The organism is Rhodopirellula halodulae (assembly GCF_020966775.1).
Taxonomy (GTDB): domain Bacteria; phylum Planctomycetota; class Planctomycetia; order Pirellulales; family Pirellulaceae; genus Rhodopirellula; species Rhodopirellula halodulae.
The window spans coordinates 493,255-513,505 of record NZ_JAJKFV010000011.1; the positions used below are offsets into that span (position 1 = coordinate 493,255).

The 20,251-nt window shown below is 55.8% G+C and carries 17 protein-coding genes; 6 read left to right on the forward strand and 11 right to left on the reverse strand.

From position 1 onward, the window contains the following. Window positions 1-85: 85 nt before the first annotated feature. The 5 genes from LOC70_RS10445 (at window position 86) to ahr (ending at window position 5,689) form a co-directional block, all read left to right on the forward strand. The gene (locus LOC70_RS10445) at window positions 86-1,501 is read left to right on the forward strand and encodes an outer membrane protein assembly factor BamB family protein (protein WP_230253655.1); all 1,416 of its coding nucleotides are present in this window, start codon (window positions 86-88) and stop codon (window positions 1,499-1,501) included. A 129-nt stretch (window positions 1,502-1,630) separates the two neighbouring features. Continuing rightward, window positions 1,631-2,479 carry a dienelactone hydrolase family protein gene (locus tag LOC70_RS10450; protein WP_230253544.1) on the forward strand — a complete coding sequence of 283 codons (849 nt, stop codon included), beginning with the start codon at window positions 1,631-1,633 and terminating at the stop codon, window positions 2,477-2,479. A gap of 116 nt (window positions 2,480-2,595) precedes the next feature. Then, window positions 2,596-3,231: a protein-tyrosine-phosphatase gene (locus LOC70_RS10455; protein WP_230253545.1), complete on the forward strand. Its 636-nt coding sequence runs from the start codon at window positions 2,596-2,598 to the stop codon at window positions 3,229-3,231. A 246-nt stretch (window positions 3,232-3,477) separates the two neighbouring features. Continuing rightward, window positions 3,478-4,596, forward strand: coding sequence for an alkene reductase (locus LOC70_RS10460; protein ID WP_230253546.1), 1,119 nt, complete (start codon window positions 3,478-3,480; stop codon window positions 4,594-4,596). 82 nt (window positions 4,597-4,678) lie between these two features. Next, window positions 4,679-5,689: an NADPH-dependent aldehyde reductase Ahr gene (gene ahr / locus LOC70_RS10465; RefSeq protein WP_230253547.1), complete on the forward strand. Its 1,011-nt coding sequence runs from the start codon at window positions 4,679-4,681 to the stop codon at window positions 5,687-5,689. A 27-nt stretch (window positions 5,690-5,716) separates the two neighbouring features. Here the strand turns inward: ahr and LOC70_RS10470 are convergent, their stop codons facing one another. The 11 genes from LOC70_RS10470 to LOC70_RS10520 all read right to left on the reverse strand — a co-directional run bounded on the left by LOC70_RS10470 (window position 5,717) and on the right by LOC70_RS10520 (window position 19,296). Then, window positions 5,717-8,833: an efflux RND transporter permease subunit gene (locus LOC70_RS10470; RefSeq protein ID WP_230253548.1), complete on the reverse strand. Its 3,117-nt coding sequence runs from the start codon at window positions 8,831-8,833 to the stop codon at window positions 5,717-5,719. After that, window positions 8,830-10,155: an efflux RND transporter periplasmic adaptor subunit gene (locus LOC70_RS10475; protein ID WP_230253549.1), complete on the reverse strand. Its 1,326-nt coding sequence runs from the start codon at window positions 10,153-10,155 to the stop codon at window positions 8,830-8,832. Before LOC70_RS10475 ends, LOC70_RS10470 begins: the two co-directional genes overlap by 4 nt. After that, on the reverse strand, window positions 10,148-11,581 hold the full coding sequence (locus LOC70_RS10480) for a TolC family protein (protein WP_230253550.1): 1,434 nt from the start codon (window positions 11,579-11,581) through the stop codon (window positions 10,148-10,150). Before LOC70_RS10480 ends, LOC70_RS10475 begins: the two co-directional genes overlap by 8 nt. Window positions 11,582-11,651: 70 nt before the next feature. Continuing rightward, window positions 11,652-12,701 carry a prenyltransferase/squalene oxidase repeat-containing protein gene (locus LOC70_RS10485; RefSeq protein ID WP_230253551.1) on the reverse strand — a complete coding sequence of 350 codons (1,050 nt, stop codon included), beginning with the start codon at window positions 12,699-12,701 and terminating at the stop codon, window positions 11,652-11,654. 43 nt (window positions 12,702-12,744) lie between these two features. Continuing rightward, the gene (locus LOC70_RS10490; protein ID WP_230253552.1) at window positions 12,745-13,230 is read right to left on the reverse strand and encodes a magnesium-dependent phosphatase-1; all 486 of its coding nucleotides are present in this window, start codon (window positions 13,228-13,230) and stop codon (window positions 12,745-12,747) included. A gap of 11 nt (window positions 13,231-13,241) precedes the next feature. After that, window positions 13,242-13,592: an arsenate reductase (glutaredoxin) gene (arsC, locus tag LOC70_RS10495; RefSeq protein WP_230253656.1), complete on the reverse strand. Its 351-nt coding sequence runs from the start codon at window positions 13,590-13,592 to the stop codon at window positions 13,242-13,244. 86 nt (window positions 13,593-13,678) lie between these two features. After that, window positions 13,679-14,410, reverse strand: a complete 732-nt coding sequence (locus LOC70_RS10500; RefSeq protein ID WP_230253553.1) for an NAD(P)-dependent oxidoreductase — start codon at window positions 14,408-14,410, stop codon at window positions 13,679-13,681. Between the two features lie 79 nt (window positions 14,411-14,489). Beyond that, window positions 14,490-16,262 carry an NPCBM/NEW2 domain-containing protein gene (locus LOC70_RS10505; protein ID WP_230253554.1) on the reverse strand — a complete coding sequence of 591 codons (1,773 nt, stop codon included), beginning with the start codon at window positions 16,260-16,262 and terminating at the stop codon, window positions 14,490-14,492. A 153-nt stretch (window positions 16,263-16,415) separates the two neighbouring features. Next, on the reverse strand, window positions 16,416-18,026 hold the full coding sequence (locus LOC70_RS10510) for an ammonia-forming cytochrome c nitrite reductase subunit c552 (RefSeq protein WP_230253555.1): 1,611 nt from the start codon (window positions 18,024-18,026) through the stop codon (window positions 16,416-16,418). Window positions 18,027-18,081: 55 nt separating this feature from the next. Continuing rightward, complete coding sequence (gene nrfH / locus LOC70_RS10515; protein ID WP_306796881.1) at window positions 18,082-18,567, reverse strand: cytochrome c nitrite reductase small subunit; 486 nt, start codon at window positions 18,565-18,567, stop codon at window positions 18,082-18,084. Between the two features lie 246 nt (window positions 18,568-18,813). Then, window positions 18,814-19,296 carry a rhodanese-like domain-containing protein gene (locus LOC70_RS10520; protein ID WP_230253557.1) on the reverse strand — a complete coding sequence of 161 codons (483 nt, stop codon included), beginning with the start codon at window positions 19,294-19,296 and terminating at the stop codon, window positions 18,814-18,816. Window positions 19,297-19,400: 104 nt separating this feature from the next. On the opposite strand from LOC70_RS10520, the gene LOC70_RS10525 reads away from it, so the two are divergent. Then, window positions 19,401-20,228 carry a MerR family transcriptional regulator gene (locus tag LOC70_RS10525; protein WP_230253558.1) on the forward strand — a complete coding sequence of 276 codons (828 nt, stop codon included), beginning with the start codon at window positions 19,401-19,403 and terminating at the stop codon, window positions 20,226-20,228. Window positions 20,229-20,251 lie beyond the last annotated feature (23 nt).

The window sequence follows — 20,251 nt, forward strand, 5'->3', positions numbered from 1 at the left end:
CAATATTTTGCGACACATTCAATCCCCCCGCCGCCGCACGTCCGTGAGTCGTTTCTTGAGGTCTTCCTCTCTGCTCGCGGTGACCATGATGGCCGGCGGATCAACATCTTTGGTCCCGACCGCACCGGCCGCCGACATCAATCGAGATTGGCCGCAGTGGCGTGGTCCCGATGGATCCGGAGTCGCCGAGGATTCCAATCCTCCGATCACCTGGAGTGAGTCTGAGAACATCCGATGGAAAATCGATGTCCCCGGTGTCGGAAGCAGCACACCGATCGTGCTGGGTGATCGAGTCTATGTCAGCACCGCCGTCAAAACGGATCGCGTTGCGGAGAAACCCGCCGGCGAAGAATCAGCCGCCGAAGAAACACCTCAACCAGAGGCTCCCCCACGACGATCCGCCGAGCCGGGATCCGATGATGATCGACGTGGGCCCGGTCGCGGTGGAAGAGGCCGGGGTCGTGGTCGAGGACGCGGTGGGTTTGGTGGCGGAGCCCAGCCAACAAACTACTACGACTTCATGGTCATCGCGTACAACCGATCCAACGGCGAAGAAGTGTGGCGCACCTCGGTCACGCAACAGGTTCCTCACGAAGCCGGACACAACACAAACAACTTCGCCTCGTCGTCACCCGTCACCGATGGAAAACGACTCTACATGTCCTTCGGTTCGCGAGGTGTGTTTTGCCTTGATCTTGAAGGAAAGCAACTCTGGGATGTGAACCTTGGCCAGATGCAAACCCGCGCCCAATTCGGCGAAGGAAGCTCTCCCTCCATTCACAACGACGTTTTGGTTGTGCCGTGGGATCATGAAGGCGAATCCTTCATCGTTGCACTGGACGCTCAAACGGGTGAAGAGAAATGGCGTCAATCCCGCGACGAACAAACGACTTGGTCCACACCACTGATCACCGAATACGACGGACGAACCCAAGTCATCACCAATGGTTCCAAGCGAGTCCGCAGTTACGACCTGATGACCGGTGAATTGATTTGGGAGTGCGGTGGCCAAGCGGGCAACCCCATCCCGTCGCCGGTTCGTTTCGAAGACAACGTGATCGTGATGACCGGTTTTCGTGGCTACGCGATCTACTCGATTCCATTGAATTCCAAAGGCGACATCACGGATAGCGATCAAATCACCTGGTACGAAGAAGACGCCGCTCCTTACGTGCCTTCGCCGGTGCTTTACAAAGGCCAACTGTACTTTGTGAAGTCCAACAACGGCGTGTTGGTTTCGCGATCAGCGAAGACGGGTGAATTGTTGATCGACCAAACACGCTTGCCCGACATTTCGTCGGTCTACGCGTCGCCCGTCGCGGCGGCGGACCACATCTACTTCACCGGCCGCGACGGAACCACGTTGGTTCTGAAACATGGAAACGAATTTCAAACCGTCGCCACCAATGAATTGGAAGAAGAAATCGACGCGTCCCCCGCGATCGTGGGTGACGAAATTTTCCTGCGTGGAAAGTCGCATCTCTACTGCATCGCCAAGTAAACACAGCAATCGATACAGTTGATTCACACGATCCGCATCATGAACCACTATGATGCGGATCGTTTTTTATAGGTCCCGACCTTCGGATCCAAACGACCTCCATCGCCCCCTTCAAAGACGTTGCCAATCATGTGTGATCAGGATCATTTCGAAGAAGATTTGAAGAAGTATTCACGACGCGACTTGGGAACACTGGCCGCCGCCGGACTGGGAGCGGCCATGATGTTGCCTCGCGTTGCCAATGCGGCCGAGGTGAACGAACAAGACGTTTCCATCACGACCCCCGATGGGACTTGCGATGCTTACTTTGTGGCACCACAGTCCGGTGCCCACGCAGCGGTTTTGATTTGGCCAGACATCTTTGGACTGCGTCCCGCGTTTCGCGAAATGGGAAAGCGGCTCGCGGAGTCAGGTTACAGCGTTTTGGTCGTGAACCCGTTTTACCGCCAACAAGCCGCTCCCACGGCCAAGGATGGTGCCAACACGTCCATCTCGGATGTTCGATCGCTGGCCCGCGCGTTGACCCCTGAAACTCACATGACGGACGCGAAAGCGTTTGTGGGTTGGTTGGATCGACAACCACAAGTCGACACGAACAAGAAGGTGGGAACCACTGGCTACTGCATGGGCGGCCCCATCGTGTTCCGCACGGCCGCTGCCGTCGCGGATCGCATCGGAGCCGCGGCCACCTTCCACGGCGGCGGTCTGGTCAAAGACGGCGATGACAGCCCGCACCTGTTGATCCCTCAAATGAAAGCGGACTTTTTGATCGCCATCGCGGAAAACGATGACGCTCGCGATGCGGAAGCGAAAACGGTTTTGAAGAAGTCTTTCGCGGACGCAGGACTCGATGCTGAGATTGAGGTCTATCCCGCCGGCCATGGTTGGTGCCCACCGGACACTCGCGTCCACAACCCGGAACAAGCGGAAAAAGCTTGGGCGCGCATGTTGGCTTTGTTCGAGAAGGCTCTGGCGTAACGCCGTATTGCTCGAATGCGGTTCGTCGCTTACACCACCGGCTTATCGTCCAAGTGCTTCATGAATCGAGGACGATATCGCATTGCTCTATCTCTCCTTTGACTACGAGTCGCTTCATGACGTCGACTACAATTGAGTTGTATGAATCACTCAACGAATTCGCGAAACAACGCGAAGGCGAATGGGATCAAATCCTGGATACTCGTCGCGATGAACTCAAACAGATGGCTGGATACATCCGGGATTCCATCTCGAAATCGGGATCCGTTCAGCTGACGTTCATCTGCACTCACAATTCCAGACGCAGTCACTTGACTCAAATTTGGGCGAAGGCGGCTGCGGACCGGATGGGTTTGACCGGCGTGCAGACATTCTCCGGTGGTACTGAAACAACCGCGATGAACTCACGCATCGCTTCCGCTTTGAAGCGATGTGGTTTTCAGATCACGCAAGAAAAGGAAGACGCGACCAATCCGGTTTACGCCGTTCGCTACTCCGACGATGCCGACCCATTGCTGTGCTTTTCGAAAGTCTTCCACGAAGCCCCGAATCCCAAGTCAGATTTCGCGGCCGTGATGACTTGCTCCAGCGCGGATGAAGCATGTCCGATTGTCCCTGGATGCGATCTTCGACTGCCTATCCAATACGAAGACCCCAAGGTGTCGGATGGAACGGACGTCGAGTCCGCCACCTACGACGAGCGGAACCGACAGATTGCTCGTGAAATGCTCTACGCGATCTCTCTCGTCTGAGTTTCCCGCCTCGAACGTGGCCGTTTTGACGTCAGAGTTCGCCCGGGAAACCGGATTTCATCGACGCTCATCTGCAACGAAAACCGGACTTTGATCTGGTTTTCGTTTTTTTATGCGCCGTCGCGACCATCGCCTTCGTGCGGACGACCGCCGTAGCCGGACATCTACAGTGCGATGTCTCGAAAGCGACATTCGACATTAACGAACCGAAAACCAGACAAACTCATCACATCCAAGACCACTGTCATGAACACTCCTGAAACCAAATCTGCTCTGCTGCAACCTTTTCAAATTGGCGATTTGACGCTTCCGAACCGCGTGATCATGGCGCCGCTCACTCGCGCTCGAGCGGGTGAGGAACGCCTGCCCAATGCGTTGATGGCGGAGTACTACACCCAGCGTGCTTCGGCTGGATTGATCATCAGTGAGGCCACGGTGGTTTCGGAACAGGGCATCGGCTGGCCGCAAACACCCGGCATTTACAACGAAACCATGGCGGACCACTGGAAACAGGTGGTGAATTCGGTGCATGAGGCGGGCGGCCGAATTTTCCTTCAACTGTGGCACACTGGCCGAGCCTCGCACAGCGATTTTCATAACGGCGACCTGCCCGTCGCACCTTCGGCGATCAAGATTGAAGGGGACGGCGTTCACACCCCTTCTGGGAAAAAACCTTACGAAACGCCACGTGCACTGGAAACTTCTGAACTGCCCGGCGTTGTCGAGGATTACCGCCGCGCGGCCGAATTCGCCAAGCAAGCTGGATTCGACGGGGTCGAAATTCACTCCGCCAATGGGTATTTGCTCGACGAGTTCTTGCAATCAAAAACCAACCACCGGGAAGACAATTACGGTGGTAGCATCGAGAACCGCTATCGATTGCTGGGTGAAGTCGTCGAAGCGGTGACCAGTGTTTGGCAAAACGACCGCGTCGGAGTTCGTCTGTCACCCAACGGTGCGTTCAACGACATGGGATCGCCGGACTACATCGAACAATTCACTTATGTTGCTCGACAACTGGATGCCTTTGGACTGGCCTACCTGCATGTGATGGATGGAACTGGTTTCGGCTTTCACGAGCTTGGCCCCGTGATGACGCTGCGAGACATCCGCAAGGTCTTTTCCGGCCCCTTGATGGGCAATGTTGGCTACACAAGAGAGTCGGCCGAAGAAGCGATCGTGGATGGTGCTGCTGACCTGATCGCCTTCGGACGTCCGTACATCAGCAACCCCGATCTGGTTGAACGATTTCAAAACGGTTGGCCGTTGGCTGAGGACGCGGATATGTCGGTATGGTATTCGCATGGACCTGAGGGCTACACGGACTTCCCTGCCTATCAAGAGGAAGCATGCAGTGTGGACTGAACCGGTTTGAATCGTGCAGTCTGAGTCACACTGCGACGTGTTTTGTGTTTCCAACTGACGACCAATGACCCCAAACGTTCCAATGAAAACCGTCCATGCTTACGCCGTCAACGAACCCAAAGGCAGCTTTGAACCCTACGAATATGAACTAGGTGATCTGCAACCGGATGAAGTTGACATTGACGTCGAAACTTGTGGAATTTGCCACAGCGACCTGAGCATGGTCGACAACGATTGGGACATGAGTGAGTACCCGTTGGTTCCCGGGCACGAAGTGATCGGCAAGGTCTCCGCGATTGGAGACCATGTGACTCACTTGTCCGTGGGAGACCGCGTGGGACTTGGTTGGCATGCGGGATACTGCATGGTGTGTGATCAATGCATGAGCGGCGATCACAATCTATGTGCCGATGCCAGCTCGACCATCGTTGGACGTCACGGTGGTTTTGCGGATGTTGTGCGAGCCAAATCGGCGAGCGTCGTCAAAGTTCCTGACGGCTTGGCAGCACAGGAAGCCGGTCCATTGCTCTGCGGTGGGATCACGGTATTCAATCCGTTTGTTCAGTTGGATCTGTCTCCAACATCGTCGGTCGGCGTGATCGGTATCGGCGGACTGGGGCACATGGCATTGAAATTTGCCAATGCCTGGGGATGCGAGGTGACGGCGTTCACATCAGAAAGCAAACAAGAAGAAGCGCTGGAGATGGGTGCTCATCACACGATCAATTCGAGAGACATGGATGCGATCGCCAGCACCGATCTGCGTTTTGATTTGGTGCTGTCGACGATCAACGTGCCGCTGGATTGGAACAAAGTCCTCGGCACGCTGAAGACGCATGGTCGACTGCACATGGTGGGTGCGTTGACGGAGCCCATGGAGATCGGCCTTCTACCTGACATGCTTTTCAAGCAACTCAGTGTGGGTGCATCGCCCGTTGGGCCGCCGGTCATCATTCGCCGCATGCTGGATTTCGCGGCGAGACATAAGATCGCTCCGGTGACAGAACACTTCCCGATGAGCAAAGTCAACGACGCGTTCGAGCGACTCCGCAGCGGTGACGCTCGCTATCGCATTATCTTGGATCGCGACTGATTCTGAGCTGCCTCGCTGACGCCACCGTCAAGGCGTCTCAGTCTTGGCGGTGAACATTCCCTGAATGTCTTCCAAGATGAGATACAGACAGGGCACCAACACCAGAATGATCGCGGTCGCGAAAAGAATTCCGAAGCCCAACGAAATGGCCATTGGAATGATGTATTGGGCCTGCAGTGAATCCTCAAAGATCAGTGGCATCAAACCGCCGAACGTGGTCAATGTGGTCAGCATGATTGGGCGGAAACGTCGCAACCCGGCTTGCGAGATCGCATCGAACGCGGACTGTGATCCGCGTTGTCGATTGGCGTAATCAATCATGATCAACGAGTCGTTGATCACGACACCAGACAACGCGATGACGCCCATCAGGCTCACCAACGACAGATCATAGCCCAACATGATGTGGCCGATGATGGCGCCCACCACTCCAAACGGAATCGCAACCAAAACGATCAAGGGTTGCACATATCCACGGAAGGCGATCGCCAACAACGAGTAAATGACCGCGAGTGCCAACCCGAACGATCCCCACAGAGACGACGTCGCGGCCCGCATTTCCGCATCACTTCCCTCGAAGGTCCATGTGATCCCGGGGTAGTCCTCACGCAGTCTCGGTAGCTCCTGCGATTTCAGTGCTTCAATGACCTGGGTCACGGCACGCTTGGGCTCGACATCCATCGACACATTGATTGCGCGTCGTCCGTCGCGGCGATTGATGGACCGAAACGCGAGCGTTTCCTCCACTTCCGCAACGTCGAGCAGTGGCACCTCCGATCCGTTCGGGGTGCGAATGATCAGATCTTCCAAGTTGTGAATGTCTTCTCGCTGGTCTTCCGGAAGCTTGACCCGCACCTCCGTTTCGTTGGTGCCGCGAATCAGTCGCAGTGCCAACGAACCAAAGAAGGCGCCACGTAGTTGCTCGCCGAGATCTTCGTCCGTCAATCCGAGCGAGCGTCCTTCCGGTCGCAGCTTGAAATCGTATTGAGTCTTGCCCTTGTTGTAGTTGTCGCTCACGTCTCGCACGTTGGCGTAGCTTTCAACGCGTTCGACAAACGCCGACGCTGCGGACTCCAACACGGAGATGTCGCTATGACTGAGGTCGATGCTGATCGCGCGACGATGACCGCCGGGGCCGCGTTCCGCTTCGAAGGTCACCTGATTCACACCAGGCAAATCACCGATGGATTCTCGCCAAAGTTCGATGACTTCATTCGCGGTCATGTCACGCTGATCCGGCGGCTTCATCACGATTTCCACATCAATGAAGCTTTGCCCGCGAACGTTTGTTTTGATTCCCTCGGCCACCTCGTAGAGGTTGTGTTCCTCGAACATCTTGATGCTGGCTTCGGTCACCGTTTCGGCAATCTTGGCAGCCTGATCCTGCGTGGTTCCCACTGGCATTCGAACCCCCGCTTCGATCTCATCCGCCGATACCTCAGGCATCAGGATCAGTCCCATGTGGGCGCTCGTCGCATAGCCACCGATGACGACAAACAGTGCCAGCGCCAACGACGCGGTGACGTAACGAAAACGGAGCGTCAGCATCAGTATCGGTCGATAGAAAAACTCGACCAGACGATTGAACGCTTGGCTGAACCGCTGTTGGCCGTGATGAAGCTTGGCACCGATGCTATTGGGATTGCGTCCGGCATCGCGAGCATGAGCGAGGTGGGCAGGCAGGATGAACAGCGACTCGATCAACGAAAGCGCGAGCACGATGATCACAACGACGGGCAACGGCCCCCAAAATTTGCCGGTTTCTCCTGGGATGAACAGCAGAGGCACAAACGCCACGATGTTGGTCAGAATGCTGAACGTCACCGGCCCCGAAACCTCTTGCGTTCCCTCAACCGCAGCATTTTCGTGATCCTTCAGCGATTGACGTTTCTCATAAACGTTCTCGCCAACGACCACGGCGTCATCGACAACGATCCCCAACACCACCAAGAAACCAAACAAGGAAATCATGTTGATGCTGACACCGGTCACCGGCAGCAGCAGCACGCCGCCGATGAATGAGACCGCCATCCCCATCATGACCCAAAACGCCAAACGGAATTCCAAGAACAACGACAAGATCACCAGCACGATCACCACCGCCATCGCAGCGTTTTCCGCGACCAACATCAATCGCCGACGAAACTCTTCCGCGTTGTTGCTGTCGATTCGCCATTTCACACCGGGCGGCAAAACGGATTCGAACTCGGCCATGGTTTCTTCGACCGCTTCGGCGACATCCATCGGCGACTGATTGCCAACGCGATAGATATCAAGTTCGACGGACGGTGTTTGGCTGAACTGTGAGTGAAACCCGACTTCCTCAAACCCATCACGAATGATGGCGATGTCACCCAAGGTGACCATCGGCCCATCTCGTCCCGCCACGATTTCGATTCCGGCGAATTCTTCCGCCCATTGCTTACGAGCCTTGACCCGCAACAGGATCTCACCCGAAGTCGTCTGAACCGAGCCGGCCGCTACGTCTTGGCTGGATTGCCGAATGATGCCCGCGACATCGGGCAGCGTCAGCCCATACTCTCGGAGTTTTTGCCGAGGAATCTCAACGTGGGTGACGTATGCTGGGACGCGACGAAGTTCGACTTGTGTGATCTGTTCTTTGGATTGCAGTTGGTCGCGAAGTTGCTCGGCTAGCTTTCTCAACGCCCAGATATCAATCGGACCATAGATCGCGACTTGCATCACTTCTTGCTGACGTGACTGCAGACGCACTTCGGGTTGTTCGATCTGATCCGGAAACGTGCGAATGCGACTGACCGCTTGGTCGACATCCTGCAGGACCTTCATGCGGTCTTCGCCACCGACCAACTCGATCAGCACTTCACCGCGTCCTTCACGAGCTTCACTGGTGATTTCGCGAATGCCTTCGACACCTCGGACGGCTTCTTCGATTGGCCGCAGGATCCCCTGTTCAACCTCCTCCGGAGCCGCACCCGGATAGCCGACGGCGACCTCGACAATGTCGAGCTGGAATTGTGGAAAGACTTCTTTTTGGATTGTCAGGGCGGACCAGATTCCACCGCCAAGTAGCAAGATCATCAGCAGGTTGGCCGCAATCGAATTGCGTGCCATCCAAGCGATCGGACCGCCCTCGGGAACCAACTTCTGCGACAACGAGGTCACTCCGTTGTCTCCTCTGACTCGGCGTCTTTCGCGTCGTCATCATCTTCGGCATCGTTGGTGATTTTTCTGAGCCCGACACCCGTTGCGACCGTCGCCAACGTGGTTGTGACAATCTCATCCCCCGCGTCGACACCGGACCGGATGTAGGCATATTCCGCATCGCGAAAAATCACTTCCGTGTCTCGGATCTCGAGTTTCTCGTCTTTCATGACCCACACGGTGTCTTTGTCGCGAACGAACTCCCGAGGCAAACGCACCACGTCCTCGATCATGCGTCCTTCGATTCGGGTTTCAATCAAGGTGTCCAGGATCAACGGCGGTAGGTCGCTTTCTCGGCCCAATGGATCATTGACCGTGATCAAGACCCGAGCCAAACGAGTTTGTTGATCCAACGTTCCGATCATTCTCTCGACGCGTCCTTCCCGCGTCACGTCGGGCCCCCACGCATCCGGATCACGCAACAGCACACGCGATCCTTCCACCATCCCATCTTGGAAACCGTTCGCATCTTCAGCGAAGGTATCGCTGCCCAAATCTTCACCATCGACCATGCGTTCTTCTTCCGCGGCTTCAGGGAATTGAACCCAACGAAGATTGCGAACCGGCACCGCAGCCATGATCCAGTATTCGTCCAAACCGATCAGACGCCCGAGTTCGTCTCCGGGGCCGACTTGCGAACCGATGTTCACCGATCGGGAAAGAATCTGCGCGTCGAATGGAGCGATGACTTCAGTGCGATCCAAATCCAATTGGGCACGCGCCAAGGCGGCTTTGGCAGCAGCAATCTCCGCTTTGATCGATGCGATCTGCGGTTCGCGAAGCACCAAGGATCGGTTCGTGTTCTTGATGGTGCTCTCGAGCATCTCGAGTTCTTTGACCGCCAATCGCTGACGAGCCTGCTCGATTTCCCAGGTGGCTTCTTTTTGCAGAAGTTCACTGTTGCTGATGGACACCGCATTCTCAAAATCCGCCGGATCAATCCGCAGCAGCAGTTCCCCTTCGCGAACCATGCCTCCAGGCAAAAAGTCCTTGGAGAGTTCGACGACTTGGCCACTAACACGTGGACTGAGTGTGATATCACGGGCCGCTTCCACGGTCCCCAGCACCACCAGTTGGGGCGCGTAAGAACCACGTTCGGCGACGATGGTGTTCACCAAAGCCGACGACTTGCGAGTGGCGTTGATCTGTTGAGCGGTGGGTTCGGTTTTGTTGATCACCACGACCGCTGCGGCCGATGCTCCCAAGATTGCCAAGCAGGTGATCGCGGTGCCAAGAATGCGAAGCCAGCGCCATTTGGGTCGCTGATTCGACGCATTATTCATCAACAACGGTCTCCGAGACAATTTCCACGGTCGATTCCAATAATTCAAAGTCTTGCGGTCGCGTGTCGAAACCACCCGCCAGTGCCAGGTAGAGCGAAACGCGAATGAGCACCAAGTCTAGTTGAGCCGATAGCGTTTCGCGCTGCAATCTTTGCTGGCCGGTGATGGCACTGAGCACATCCAGGTAATCCGCGTCGCCGATCAGGTACTGCTCCCGCAATTGCTCGGACGATTGCCGCGCCAACTCGACCTGATTCTCCAGATGTTCAATGCGTTCGAGCTGGTAGCGTTCTTGGGCCAAGGCGTCTTCCACCTCGCCGAACGCTTCCAGCATCGTTTGACCATAGAAGTTGAACAACTCTCGCTTGACCGCCGCGGTGCGATCGACCTCCGCCCGACGCTGCCCCCCATCAAACAAGGGTGCGATCATGGATGCGCCGATGGAAACAAACCAGTCGCGGAAAATGGTTTCCGGAGACTCCGAAACATTCAACAGCGACCCCGACAGATTGATGCGCGGGTACTGAGCACTGATCGCCGACGCCAGGTCTCGGTCCGCGGCACGAAACGCCAAGTAGTCACGACGCACATCCGGCCGACGCTGCAGCAATTCCGACGGCAGCCCCGTGGCGGGAAGCGGCGGCAAACCGGGAAGCTCCGTTCCGGGATCGTACTCCGCGGCCTGAGGCATCTCGCCCAGCAAGACCGCGAGCTGGTGCTCCAGCACGGCGATGCGAGACTTCACGATGACTCGCTGTTCCAAGGTGGCTTCTAACAGTTGTCGTTGACGCAGGACGTCCGGGCTGAGGATCAAACCAGATGCAAAACGAGCTTCCTGCAGTGCCAGCCCCATTTCGTTGGAATCGATTTGTTCGTCCAACAAGGCGACCTGCGCGTGGGCTTCGATCAGCGAAAACCACGTCCGCGAAATTTCGGCGGAAAGCGTCAACGCGATCGCGTGATAGTCTTCGCGAGTCGCCGAGGTCCGCAAGCGTTCCGCGTCCACCCGTGATTCGATCTCACCCCACAAGTCGACTTGGTAACCCGCGTCCAAGCCCCATATGAAACTCGACCGATCGTCACCGGGTCCCATCGTGGCACCATAATCAGCGACGCCGTTTAGGTCCGGCCACAAATCCGATGCTTCGCGTCGAGTGAGAGCCCGCGCCGCATACAATCGCTGCAAAGCCGCCGCGAGCGTGAAGTTGCCGCTCATCGCTTGATCGACACGAGCATTCAACTGGATGTCGTTGAACGAGGTCCACCAACGATCGGGCGCGACGATTTCACCATCGGTCGAAAAAGGAGGTGGGGTCTCCGTGCGAAACGTCCAGGTTCGGTCCGGATTGGCGCACCCGTTCCCAACCAGCAGCATCACAATCAGCCACCGTTTGGAAAAACGCCCGACAACGCGTAAGGGGTACATGATGGCGGATCTACGAGAATCCACCGCCTCAAATCCAGGCCAATCCAGGACTTGTTACAGATCTCTCGGATCAGCCATCGTGTTTCACGGTCGTTGAAAGTGCAATCACCGCCCATGCACTTCCCCAATCATTCGCGGTCGCTGTTGGACGTCCTTTCGCCGATGCTTTCGTGCCGGGAACTTTCCAGCGTCCGCTGGCCTCCTGCGTGCTGACCAAATGATCTGTTGCAGCCTGTAGCACGGACGCATCGGCGCCGGCAATTGCGAGAGCATACAGGGCGTAACCGGTGCCGAGCGCGTCGCTGGACTCTCCCGCCTTCCATCCCCAACCACCGTCGTCATTCTGCATCTCGATCAATCGTTCTCGCCAAAGCGATAGCTCCTCAACGCCTTTTTCGCGAATGGAGATGTCACCGGTCGTTGCCAGTTGTTTCGTCAGCAAGAGCCTTGCCGCAAGGAACTCGGTCGATTGCGCGTTCTCAATGGCATCGATCACCTCCAACGCCGATTGCAAATTAAACACGACGCCTTCGCGAAGCAGAGCCAGGGATGTCCAGGCGGTCGTGGTCGCGGTGGTTTCCGGTTGCGGACGTCGCTGAGCGGGAAGCTGCCCGCAGGCTCGCCACGAACCATCCGGAGCCTGTTCGTCTTTCAAATGGTTCGCAAATTTCGTTCGCCATGCGGAGTCCGTACTAGGTCTGGCCGACGTGTTGGTTGGTGGCTCGGGGATCGCCAGCAACAACTGAGTCATTGTGTCGATGTTCGCCGACATCGTGGCGTCATGATCGACGTCGGCCTTTTGTTCTGGTTTGACAAAGTTGACGACGTTCGTTGACCACTCGCTCCATTGTCGAAGCTTGTCGCGCGCCCCGGGGGCATCCAAATCAACCGCGGCTTGATGGCTCCAAATCAGAGTTGGAACCTGATGACAGGACACACAACCTCGCTTTTCGATCCAACGCTCTCCGGCGGACGCGACGTAACGCAGCCCTTTTTCGATGGCCTGAGCCTTCAGGGAAACGGAAGTTGCTTCCTGCGAAGCGGCTTTTTCCCCACCGGCAAAGAGCGACAAGCCGACGGTGAGGCAACAAATTGCCGTGCGGATCAACTGGATATTCATCGCTCGCCTCTGCGAAGTTCAAAACCGACGCCCCGGTTTCAGTTTATCGCGCCGCGAAACGTGAGAGGCCATCTTCAAATAATTCGCGAGACATTCCGTCCTCAACGAACACGCTGGTCACCCCCAACGAGCCCACCTCGCGGATGTTTCGCATCTCATCGTCAAAAAACAGCATCTGATCGAACGCCACTCCACTTTCGCGGCTCAACGCATCGAAATGCTTTCGCTTTGACGACGGGTAGATCTCGGCATGACGAAACCGAGAAGTGATTCCCAACATTTCCACCAATTCGCGAGCCCACGGAGGACGCTCCGTCCGTGACGCGAGCGCCATTGGCACATTGTGCTCATCACAACGGTCCAAGATGGCGTGAACATCGTCGTACAAACGAATGTGTCGATCGCCTCGATCCAGCAACCGCGTATCCGATCGACGAAAGGGCGGCGTCAAGCAATCGCACCAAGTGCCACCACAATCCCACAGCGTGAAATCGAGGTCGAAGACAATCAAACCAGGCAGCGTTTTCATTGTCCGCCAACCTACGCGTCCAAAATCTCAGCGATGTTCTCGGTCGGACGCCCAATGGCGGCTTTGCCGTTGTGGATCACGATGGGCCGCTCGATCAGCTTGGGATGCTCCAACATGGTGGCGATCCATTCTTGCTTGGTCAGCTTCTTCTCGCCCAGACCAAGCTCTTTGTAGAGAGCTTCTTTCTTCCGCACCAATGCTTCAGCAGGCACATTCAATAGCTTGATGATCTCCGTCAACTCTTTCTTTGTCGGCGGGGTTTCCAAGTATTTGATGACTTCCGCTTCCACGCCGCGATCCTGCAACAACTGCAACGCTTGACGTGATTTGGTGCATCGTGGGTTGTGATAGATCTTGGTCATCGCTGGTGAAAAACAGGGCGGAACGAATAGGACAGAAACACATGTCAAAAGGTGGAAGCACATCAGAAACGCTGACTTCCAAGTCATCAATCCCGGTCATACAGCACCGGTGTCTGGGAACGCCATGCAGCCCATGTCTTGTCATCAGTGATCAGTTCCGCGATGAAGTGAGCAACATTCCGGCGACTGGACCTGCCGGAGTTGAATAGTGGACTTCGTATCGGTGACGGTTCTAATCGATATTCAGTCACCCGCTCCGGATCATGCAGTGTGTCAGGACGCACCGTCGCCCAGTGGATCAACGGATCGTCATCACCAATTTCCGTTTGCAAAACCTTCGCGGCAAGCTCATTGTCGACGTGAGGCGGAACCAACGTTCGCAGCATTCCAAACGCGGCGCGTTCCGCGAGTGTGCGTTTTTCATTCAAATTTGCATTGCGAACACCGGACGAACTCATCAGCACGAATCGAACCGGTGACTCGGGACGAAGCTCGCGGACCGTCTGACACAAACGCCGCACCGCGTCGGTAACCAGACGACGTGGATGACCGTACATGCCGCGAAACGTCAGGTTGTGTCCCAGGCACGATGCAATGGCATCGCAACCTTGAACATGGTCTCGCAATCGTTCGGCCGGCAGATCCAGCAAACTGCCTTTAACGATCGTGCAACGACTCTCGTCGAAGTCACCAAGACGCTCTCGAAGACGCTCGACCGAACGCACCACCGTGACCACTCGATGTCCGCGTGAAAGCAATTCCCCCAGGAGCAGGTGCCCCGTGTTGCCGGTGCCTCCCGCGACAAAAACTTGCGCCATCGATACGCCGTGTTGAAAGTGGTTGAAAACAGAATGTGAACTGGACAGAAAGAATGTGAGCTGGATAGGAAACGATGACTCAACGAGTCAATGTGGGCTCGATCCAGACACCCCAATCTCCGCCCAGCCCGTTTCCACCGTCGGTCACCTTCAACGTCAAGACTTTCACCTTCGATACATCCAAATCAAGGGTCTTGCCATGACCCGCCGTGACGCGTTTCGCGGCCCAAAGAGATTGACCGTCACCGAGAATCTGAAAGTCCACTTGCCCAAACCGATCGCCTTGAACACCACACCGGCCTTTCAATCGTTTCCATTGGCGACCCAGTTCATAAACATGCTTCGCGGGAGCATGAGCGTAGATTCCGCGAGCAAAGTAGTCGCCGCCCAGGGACAGCAGACGCTCCTTCGCGGGAACCGAGTCATAAGTCGGTTGCAGCCAGCCGACTTCCGCTTGTTTGGGAAGCAAAACAGATAGCGGCATGGAAGAGACATCGCCGGCAACCTCTTTCGCAGCCACACTCAATGGGCGAGGAGAACCCGTCGAGGACGCCGACTGAAAACGATCCAAGACTTTCCGGCCGATATTGATCAGTCCCGCATCTTCCCCCGCAATGTCTTGCAAGCGTGCCTCCGCCAACGCCAGATCGTCTGTTCGAAGTGCGTCGATCATGGGTTGCAACTGCAGTTCCATCCGAGCAATCGACAGATCAGGTCGGCCTTCGCGATCGATGTCATACCTCACCGACCGACTGCTGGTGGTTCCGTTGACATGGCAGGCGACAATGCGAAGCTCACCGGAGACGTTTGTCCCCAATGGACCGCTGCGAAAGGCGAATCGGCCTTGGCTCGACGGGACGGTCGATGCCGTGGTCGCGTCGTAGTCACCACCTCCATCAGGATCGAAATAAGCAATGACCGCATGCGTCGGAATGTTGCTTCGAACAACACCGGATACCTGAATGGAATTCGAATCGCTGGCATGGACAGAAAGTTGTTTAAAATCGGTGCTGACACGTTGGTGAACGGACTTGGGAACTTGCCGATTGAACACCGGATGTGCCGCCAAACGAAACGCATGAGCCTGAGTAAGGAACGTGCCTTTTCCTTCGCCACGCAATTGCTGTGCGTACGTGCGATTGCCTGATCCCATCAACGCCGTTCCACGCTGAGCTTCGTCGGGACGTTGACGACAATGTGGAAGCGACAATGCGTGGCCCAATTCATGAATCACGCCGCCGATGAAGATCGAGTTATGACGACCAATCGTGATGCGGCCGTACTCAGCATCCGTGAGCGGCGTGGCATCTCGAAACCGTTTCGGATCCAGGATCTCGGAATCACACTGCCATGCCGTCCCCGACAAGTGAGTTCCGCCACCGTAGTAGGGACTGTGGTGAGAGATCTTGCTGGCCACCGGATCGTAGTCCATCAAATTGCAAAACAACAGCAACACGGAAGCGTCCGCGTCGATGCCTCGTTGGCGAAGCACGGGAACGACTTCGTCGCGGATCCGCTGACCATCCGGTGAATGGTAGTCCGACTCATGTCCTACAACATCGATGACCTCCACTTGCCCGCGAGCATCTCGCAGGACATGCATCGATCGATTTGGAAATCCGTGGCGTTTCAGTTCGGATTCATAGAACTTCGCCGTTTCTTCAACAATTCGGCGAATGCGTCCGACGTGTTTGGCCGCCGGCAATCGGCCCTGAGGCGTGAAGTAAACCACCACCACTCGCCCGGGTGATTCAATTCGATCCGTTTGAATGGATTGGCTGATGAGCTTTCGAGCAGCGGTCACCGCCGAAGAAGATGCCTGCATTCGCACGTCGGCTGTGGCTTGAGCCACCAATCGCGGAGTGCCACAAAACGCAGCCAACGCGGCAAAGACAAGGACGAGACGACAGCTACTCTGCATGGTGAGGCCAAAAACAACGCGGGTCGATCATGATTGGAACCCATCATGATCGATCACCCGCACCGCGGCCATCAAGGGGCTGCGTCACTCACCGTTTGATGCTTCTGATTCCTCGGCGGACTCGGACTCCTCCGCATCGGCATCCGTTTCGGTCGACTGCGAATCCGCCGGCTTTGCTTCCTCATCTTTCAATTCCAAGCGATAGGCCATCGCAATCGCTTGGCGGCTGTAGTCGATCGATTCGCCCAAAATCCGCGCGGCCTCTTGGCTAGCGTGGAAGCCTTTGCTGTTTTCGCTGGCGATGTAGTCCAATCGCCACATCGCTTTGCGTTGCAAGTCGCGAATGGGTTCGAGCTGATCTTCGGACGCCCCGTTCTCCTGGACCTCAATGATGGCATCGAGCATTTCCGTCATCGCGGCGGCGGCTCGATCGATCAAAGCTTTCGTGCGGTCTTGGATCACATCCACCCGTGCTTTGATTTCGTCCTCGGGGACCTTGTGACAAGTTTGACATGCCTTGTTGATGTTCAGCATGGGACTGCGAACCCAGTGGCTGCTGACTTTGGTGGCCCCCACTTTTTCAAACGGCATGTGGCAATCGCTACAGCTCACCCCCGCCCGCGCGTGAATGCCTTGGCTCCACAATTCGAACTCGGGATGCTGAGCCTTGTAGACCTTCGTCCCGGTGGTCTTGTGGACGTAGTCGTAAAACTCGCCGCCGTCCGGGAAGGTGGTCGAATCCCATTCGGCTTCCAAGTCCTCCATCTTCAGGCCGTTGCTCCACGGATACGTCAAAGTCATTTTGTTCGCACAGTAGTACTCAACGTGACATTGACCGCAGACGAACGAACGCATCTCCTGTCGCGAGGCCATCGTGTTGGGATCGTAGTTGCCTTTTTTCCCGGCCTCTCGCCACGCTCGCACGCTGGGCAAATGCGGAACTTCCGCGTCGCTCTTGGCAAGCTTGTCGATTCCCAAAATGAATCCAGGACGTGTGACACGAATCGCCATCGTTTCGGGTTCGTGACAATCGACACAAGAAACCGGATGGGCGCCGCCCATGTGAGGATCCCCGGAAGCGACGTCCATTCCGTCCGGCGTCTTTTCGACTTCCGCGTGCACTTCTTCATACTTTTTGGTGCTAACTTCGCGGAATCCCGCCATCACCGCCTCTTGCTGGAACCCATTGGCGAGTGCTTTTGCATCGGCGTTTTCACCTTCTTTTTCCAAACCAATTCGGCGATAGGTGGCAACGATCGACGCGTGACAATGCAAGCACGCACCGGATTGCTGCACTTCCGTCACACGCTTGGTGACTTCCTGGTCAGCCAACATGTGCGCGTGTCCACGAGCCTCTCGGTAGTCGATGCTGAACGCGTAACCATTGAACAATCGTTTCAACCATGGTGACTCTTCCAGCTTGCTCGGCGGCAACGCGTGATTCCCGCCGTAGTCGGTGTACTCATCATCGACCGTCTTCAGATAGTCCTCGTACTGTTGAGGGAAGTTCAGTCCCCAAGGCTTTGGATCCGTACTGACTTCCGTGACCTCCACCACACGAGTGAAAGGAGCCCTCGCTTCTTGCTTGCGTTCAAAGATGTTGACCAGCAAAGCCACCACGCCAAAGGTCGCAAGCGCCGTCAAGGCTGTCAGCAGCACCAGCCATCCAAAACTGCTCGATCGCGAATTGGACATCACACACCTTTGCAAGAAAACGTGAAGAGGTTCGAAAAAGAAATGAATTCAACAGTTAGCGATTGCGTGTCGCGTCGACGCGGCCATGACCGGCATGCCCCACGTCCGAATGACAGTGCACGCAATTTTGCATGTCGCCGTTGCTTGTCGCTGGCAACATGGAGTGAACGAAGTCTCGGTGACAATCAACGCAAGTGCTCTGTGTCACTCGGCGATTGCGGGCTTTGATTTCGATGGGATCTGAGTAGCCACCCAATGTGAAGGCCAACGAGTGGAAGAACCCGTTTTCGCCCTTGACCACCCACTTTCCGATTTTGTCATGTGGCAGGTGGCAGTCGTTGCAAACAGCGACGTGGTGATGCGAACTCTGCTGCCATGAATCCAAATGGGACTGCATCACGTGACAGTTCACACACGTGTTGGGATCGTTGCTGAGATAGCTCGCCCCTTTGCCATAACCAAACGTGAACGTTCCCAAACCCGCTAACAATCCCAACACGACACAAAACACGGCCACCGCCTTCGGATAGCGGTGTCGCATGGGTCCAGAGACGGACGTTTGTTCGGCTTCATCGTCGTCGCGAAAAGTGGATTGCATGATTTGCCGTCCGCGAAGAGTGCCATCGAATCGAAGAAAATGATTCATGGTTTGCGTTTCGTCTGACAAGCAGGAATGTAACAACACTCGCCGATGCAATTTCCACCTTGAGCGTGAATTTCCATCACGATTCCGGAAAAGATTCCCGCAAGCTTTGACGCGGGACTGCTCTGCATCAGAAAAGCGCGCTCATTCGCCCACTCTGTGCCCAGAGTCACACTTTCTGTTGACTTGTTGATAACCAGTGGGCGCACCGAACCATCGGTTGTGCGTGTGAACGTTGTGAGTGACCTCCCCGGTCGGCGATTCCAATTCGAGCCCCGACTCACACCACCCCAAAATGCCGTCTTGATGGTTCACCGCGTTCATTCCCTGACGGATGCAGCGGTGTGCAAAGAACCAACTGCGGCCGCCCACGGTGCAGGACGCCACGACGCAGCGTTCGCCAAACTCGGTGGATCGACGTTGAAACTCATCCACCGAAATCGCACCAGGAATTCGTGAGACACTTCGTTCGGCATCCGACCTCGCGTCCACCAAAATCAACGATGGGTCTCGGGCGCGAATCCGATGTGCCAACTCTTCAGTGCTGATCACGGGGACCCGATGTCCGCCGCCCCATGGAGCGATCCTGTTTAGCCAAAAGACAAATTGCTTGGAAAGCCATTTCATCGCTTGTTGCTCCACCCATCGAACATCGGCGTTTTGACGTGCAAAATACGCTTCGATTTTCTGGCAATTTTGCGTTTGACTCTCCCCTTGGAGGAGGCCGTAGCATGACTGACATGTTCAGCATCGGCGAATTTTCGAAGATTACCGGACTGACGATCAAGTCACTACGGTTCTATCACGAGCAAGGTGTTTTGAATCCGACCCACGTGGAAGCCGGCAGCGGCTATCGCTACTACTCGGAGTCGCAAATTGATCTTGCTCGGGTGATCGCGCAACTGCGTGCACTCGAATTCACCGTCGCTGAAGTTCGAAAAATGGTCAGCGAACACGACGATGACGCGGACATCCTGGAACGACTCGCCTCGCAACGAAGTGCGATCAAGTCGCGAATGAAAAGGGACCGCGAAATCGCTGGGTTGCTTGACCGCATCATCACCCATGAAACCGAGGCCACACGCACGATGAACCAGTCCACCTATGCCGTCGAAGAAAAAGAATTCGCTCCATGTTTAATCGCCAGCATTCGAATGAAGGGGGCCTACCACGAATGCGGCAAAGGATTCGCGAAAATTGGCCGCAAGCTGGGACGCTTCATCCAAGGCAAACCGATGTTGCTGCATCACGACAGCGAATACAAAGAACATGACGCGGATTTCGAAGCCTGCATGCCGATCAAGAAAGGCGATTCCACGGATGAAATCACGGTCAAAGAACTTCCGGGTGGACGGGCACTCTCGCTGATGCACCTGGGACCGTACGAAGACCTCGGCCGATCGTACGAACGCATCATCTCTCACGCCAAAGAACACAACCTTCGCTATCAATCGCCCACTCGAGAGATCTACCACAAGGGTCCTGGGATGATTTTCAAAGGTAACCCGAAAAAGTATCTGACCGAGATCGTGTTCTTGATCGACAACAAATCTACCTAGAGCGGATGATCGACTTGGACGAT

What these genes read in the sequence shown, in the direction of transcription:
- LOC70_RS10445 (WP_230253655.1), top strand. Translation starts at nt 86, where the DNA reads ATGATGGCCGGCGGATCAACATCTTTGGTCCCGACCGCACCGGCCGCC.
- LOC70_RS10450 (WP_230253544.1), top strand. Translation starts at nt 1,631, where the DNA reads ATGTGTGATCAGGATCATTTCGAAGAAGATTTGAAGAAGTATTCACGA.
- LOC70_RS10455 (WP_230253545.1), top strand. Translation starts at nt 2,596, where the DNA reads ATGACGTCGACTACAATTGAGTTGTATGAATCACTCAACGAATTCGCG.
- LOC70_RS10460 (WP_230253546.1), top strand. Translation starts at nt 3,478, where the DNA reads ATGAACACTCCTGAAACCAAATCTGCTCTGCTGCAACCTTTTCAAATT.
- ahr (WP_230253547.1), top strand. Translation starts at nt 4,679, where the DNA reads ATGAAAACCGTCCATGCTTACGCCGTCAACGAACCCAAAGGCAGCTTT.
- LOC70_RS10475 (WP_230253549.1), bottom strand. Translation starts at nt 10,155, where the DNA reads ATGAATAATGCGTCGAATCAGCGACCCAAATGGCGCTGGCTTCGCATT.
- LOC70_RS10480 (WP_230253550.1), bottom strand. Translation starts at nt 11,581, where the DNA reads ATGTACCCCTTACGCGTTGTCGGGCGTTTTTCCAAACGGTGGCTGATT.
- LOC70_RS10485 (WP_230253551.1), bottom strand. Translation starts at nt 12,701, where the DNA reads ATGAATATCCAGTTGATCCGCACGGCAATTTGTTGCCTCACCGTCGGC.
- LOC70_RS10490 (WP_230253552.1), bottom strand. Translation starts at nt 13,230, where the DNA reads ATGAAAACGCTGCCTGGTTTGATTGTCTTCGACCTCGATTTCACGCTG.
- arsC (WP_230253656.1), bottom strand. Translation starts at nt 13,592, where the DNA reads ATGACCAAGATCTATCACAACCCACGATGCACCAAATCACGTCAAGCG.
- LOC70_RS10500 (WP_230253553.1), bottom strand. Translation starts at nt 14,410, where the DNA reads ATGGCGCAAGTTTTTGTCGCGGGAGGCACCGGCAACACGGGGCACCTG.
- LOC70_RS10510 (WP_230253555.1), bottom strand. Translation starts at nt 18,026, where the DNA reads ATGTCCAATTCGCGATCGAGCAGTTTTGGATGGCTGGTGCTGCTGACA.
- nrfH (WP_306796881.1), bottom strand. Translation starts at nt 18,567, where the DNA reads ATGCGACACCGCTATCCGAAGGCGGTGGCCGTGTTTTGTGTCGTGTTG.
- LOC70_RS10520 (WP_230253557.1), bottom strand. Translation starts at nt 19,296, where the DNA reads ATGAAATGGCTTTCCAAGCAATTTGTCTTTTGGCTAAACAGGATCGCT.
- LOC70_RS10525 (WP_230253558.1), top strand. Translation starts at nt 19,401, where the DNA reads ATGACTGACATGTTCAGCATCGGCGAATTTTCGAAGATTACCGGACTG.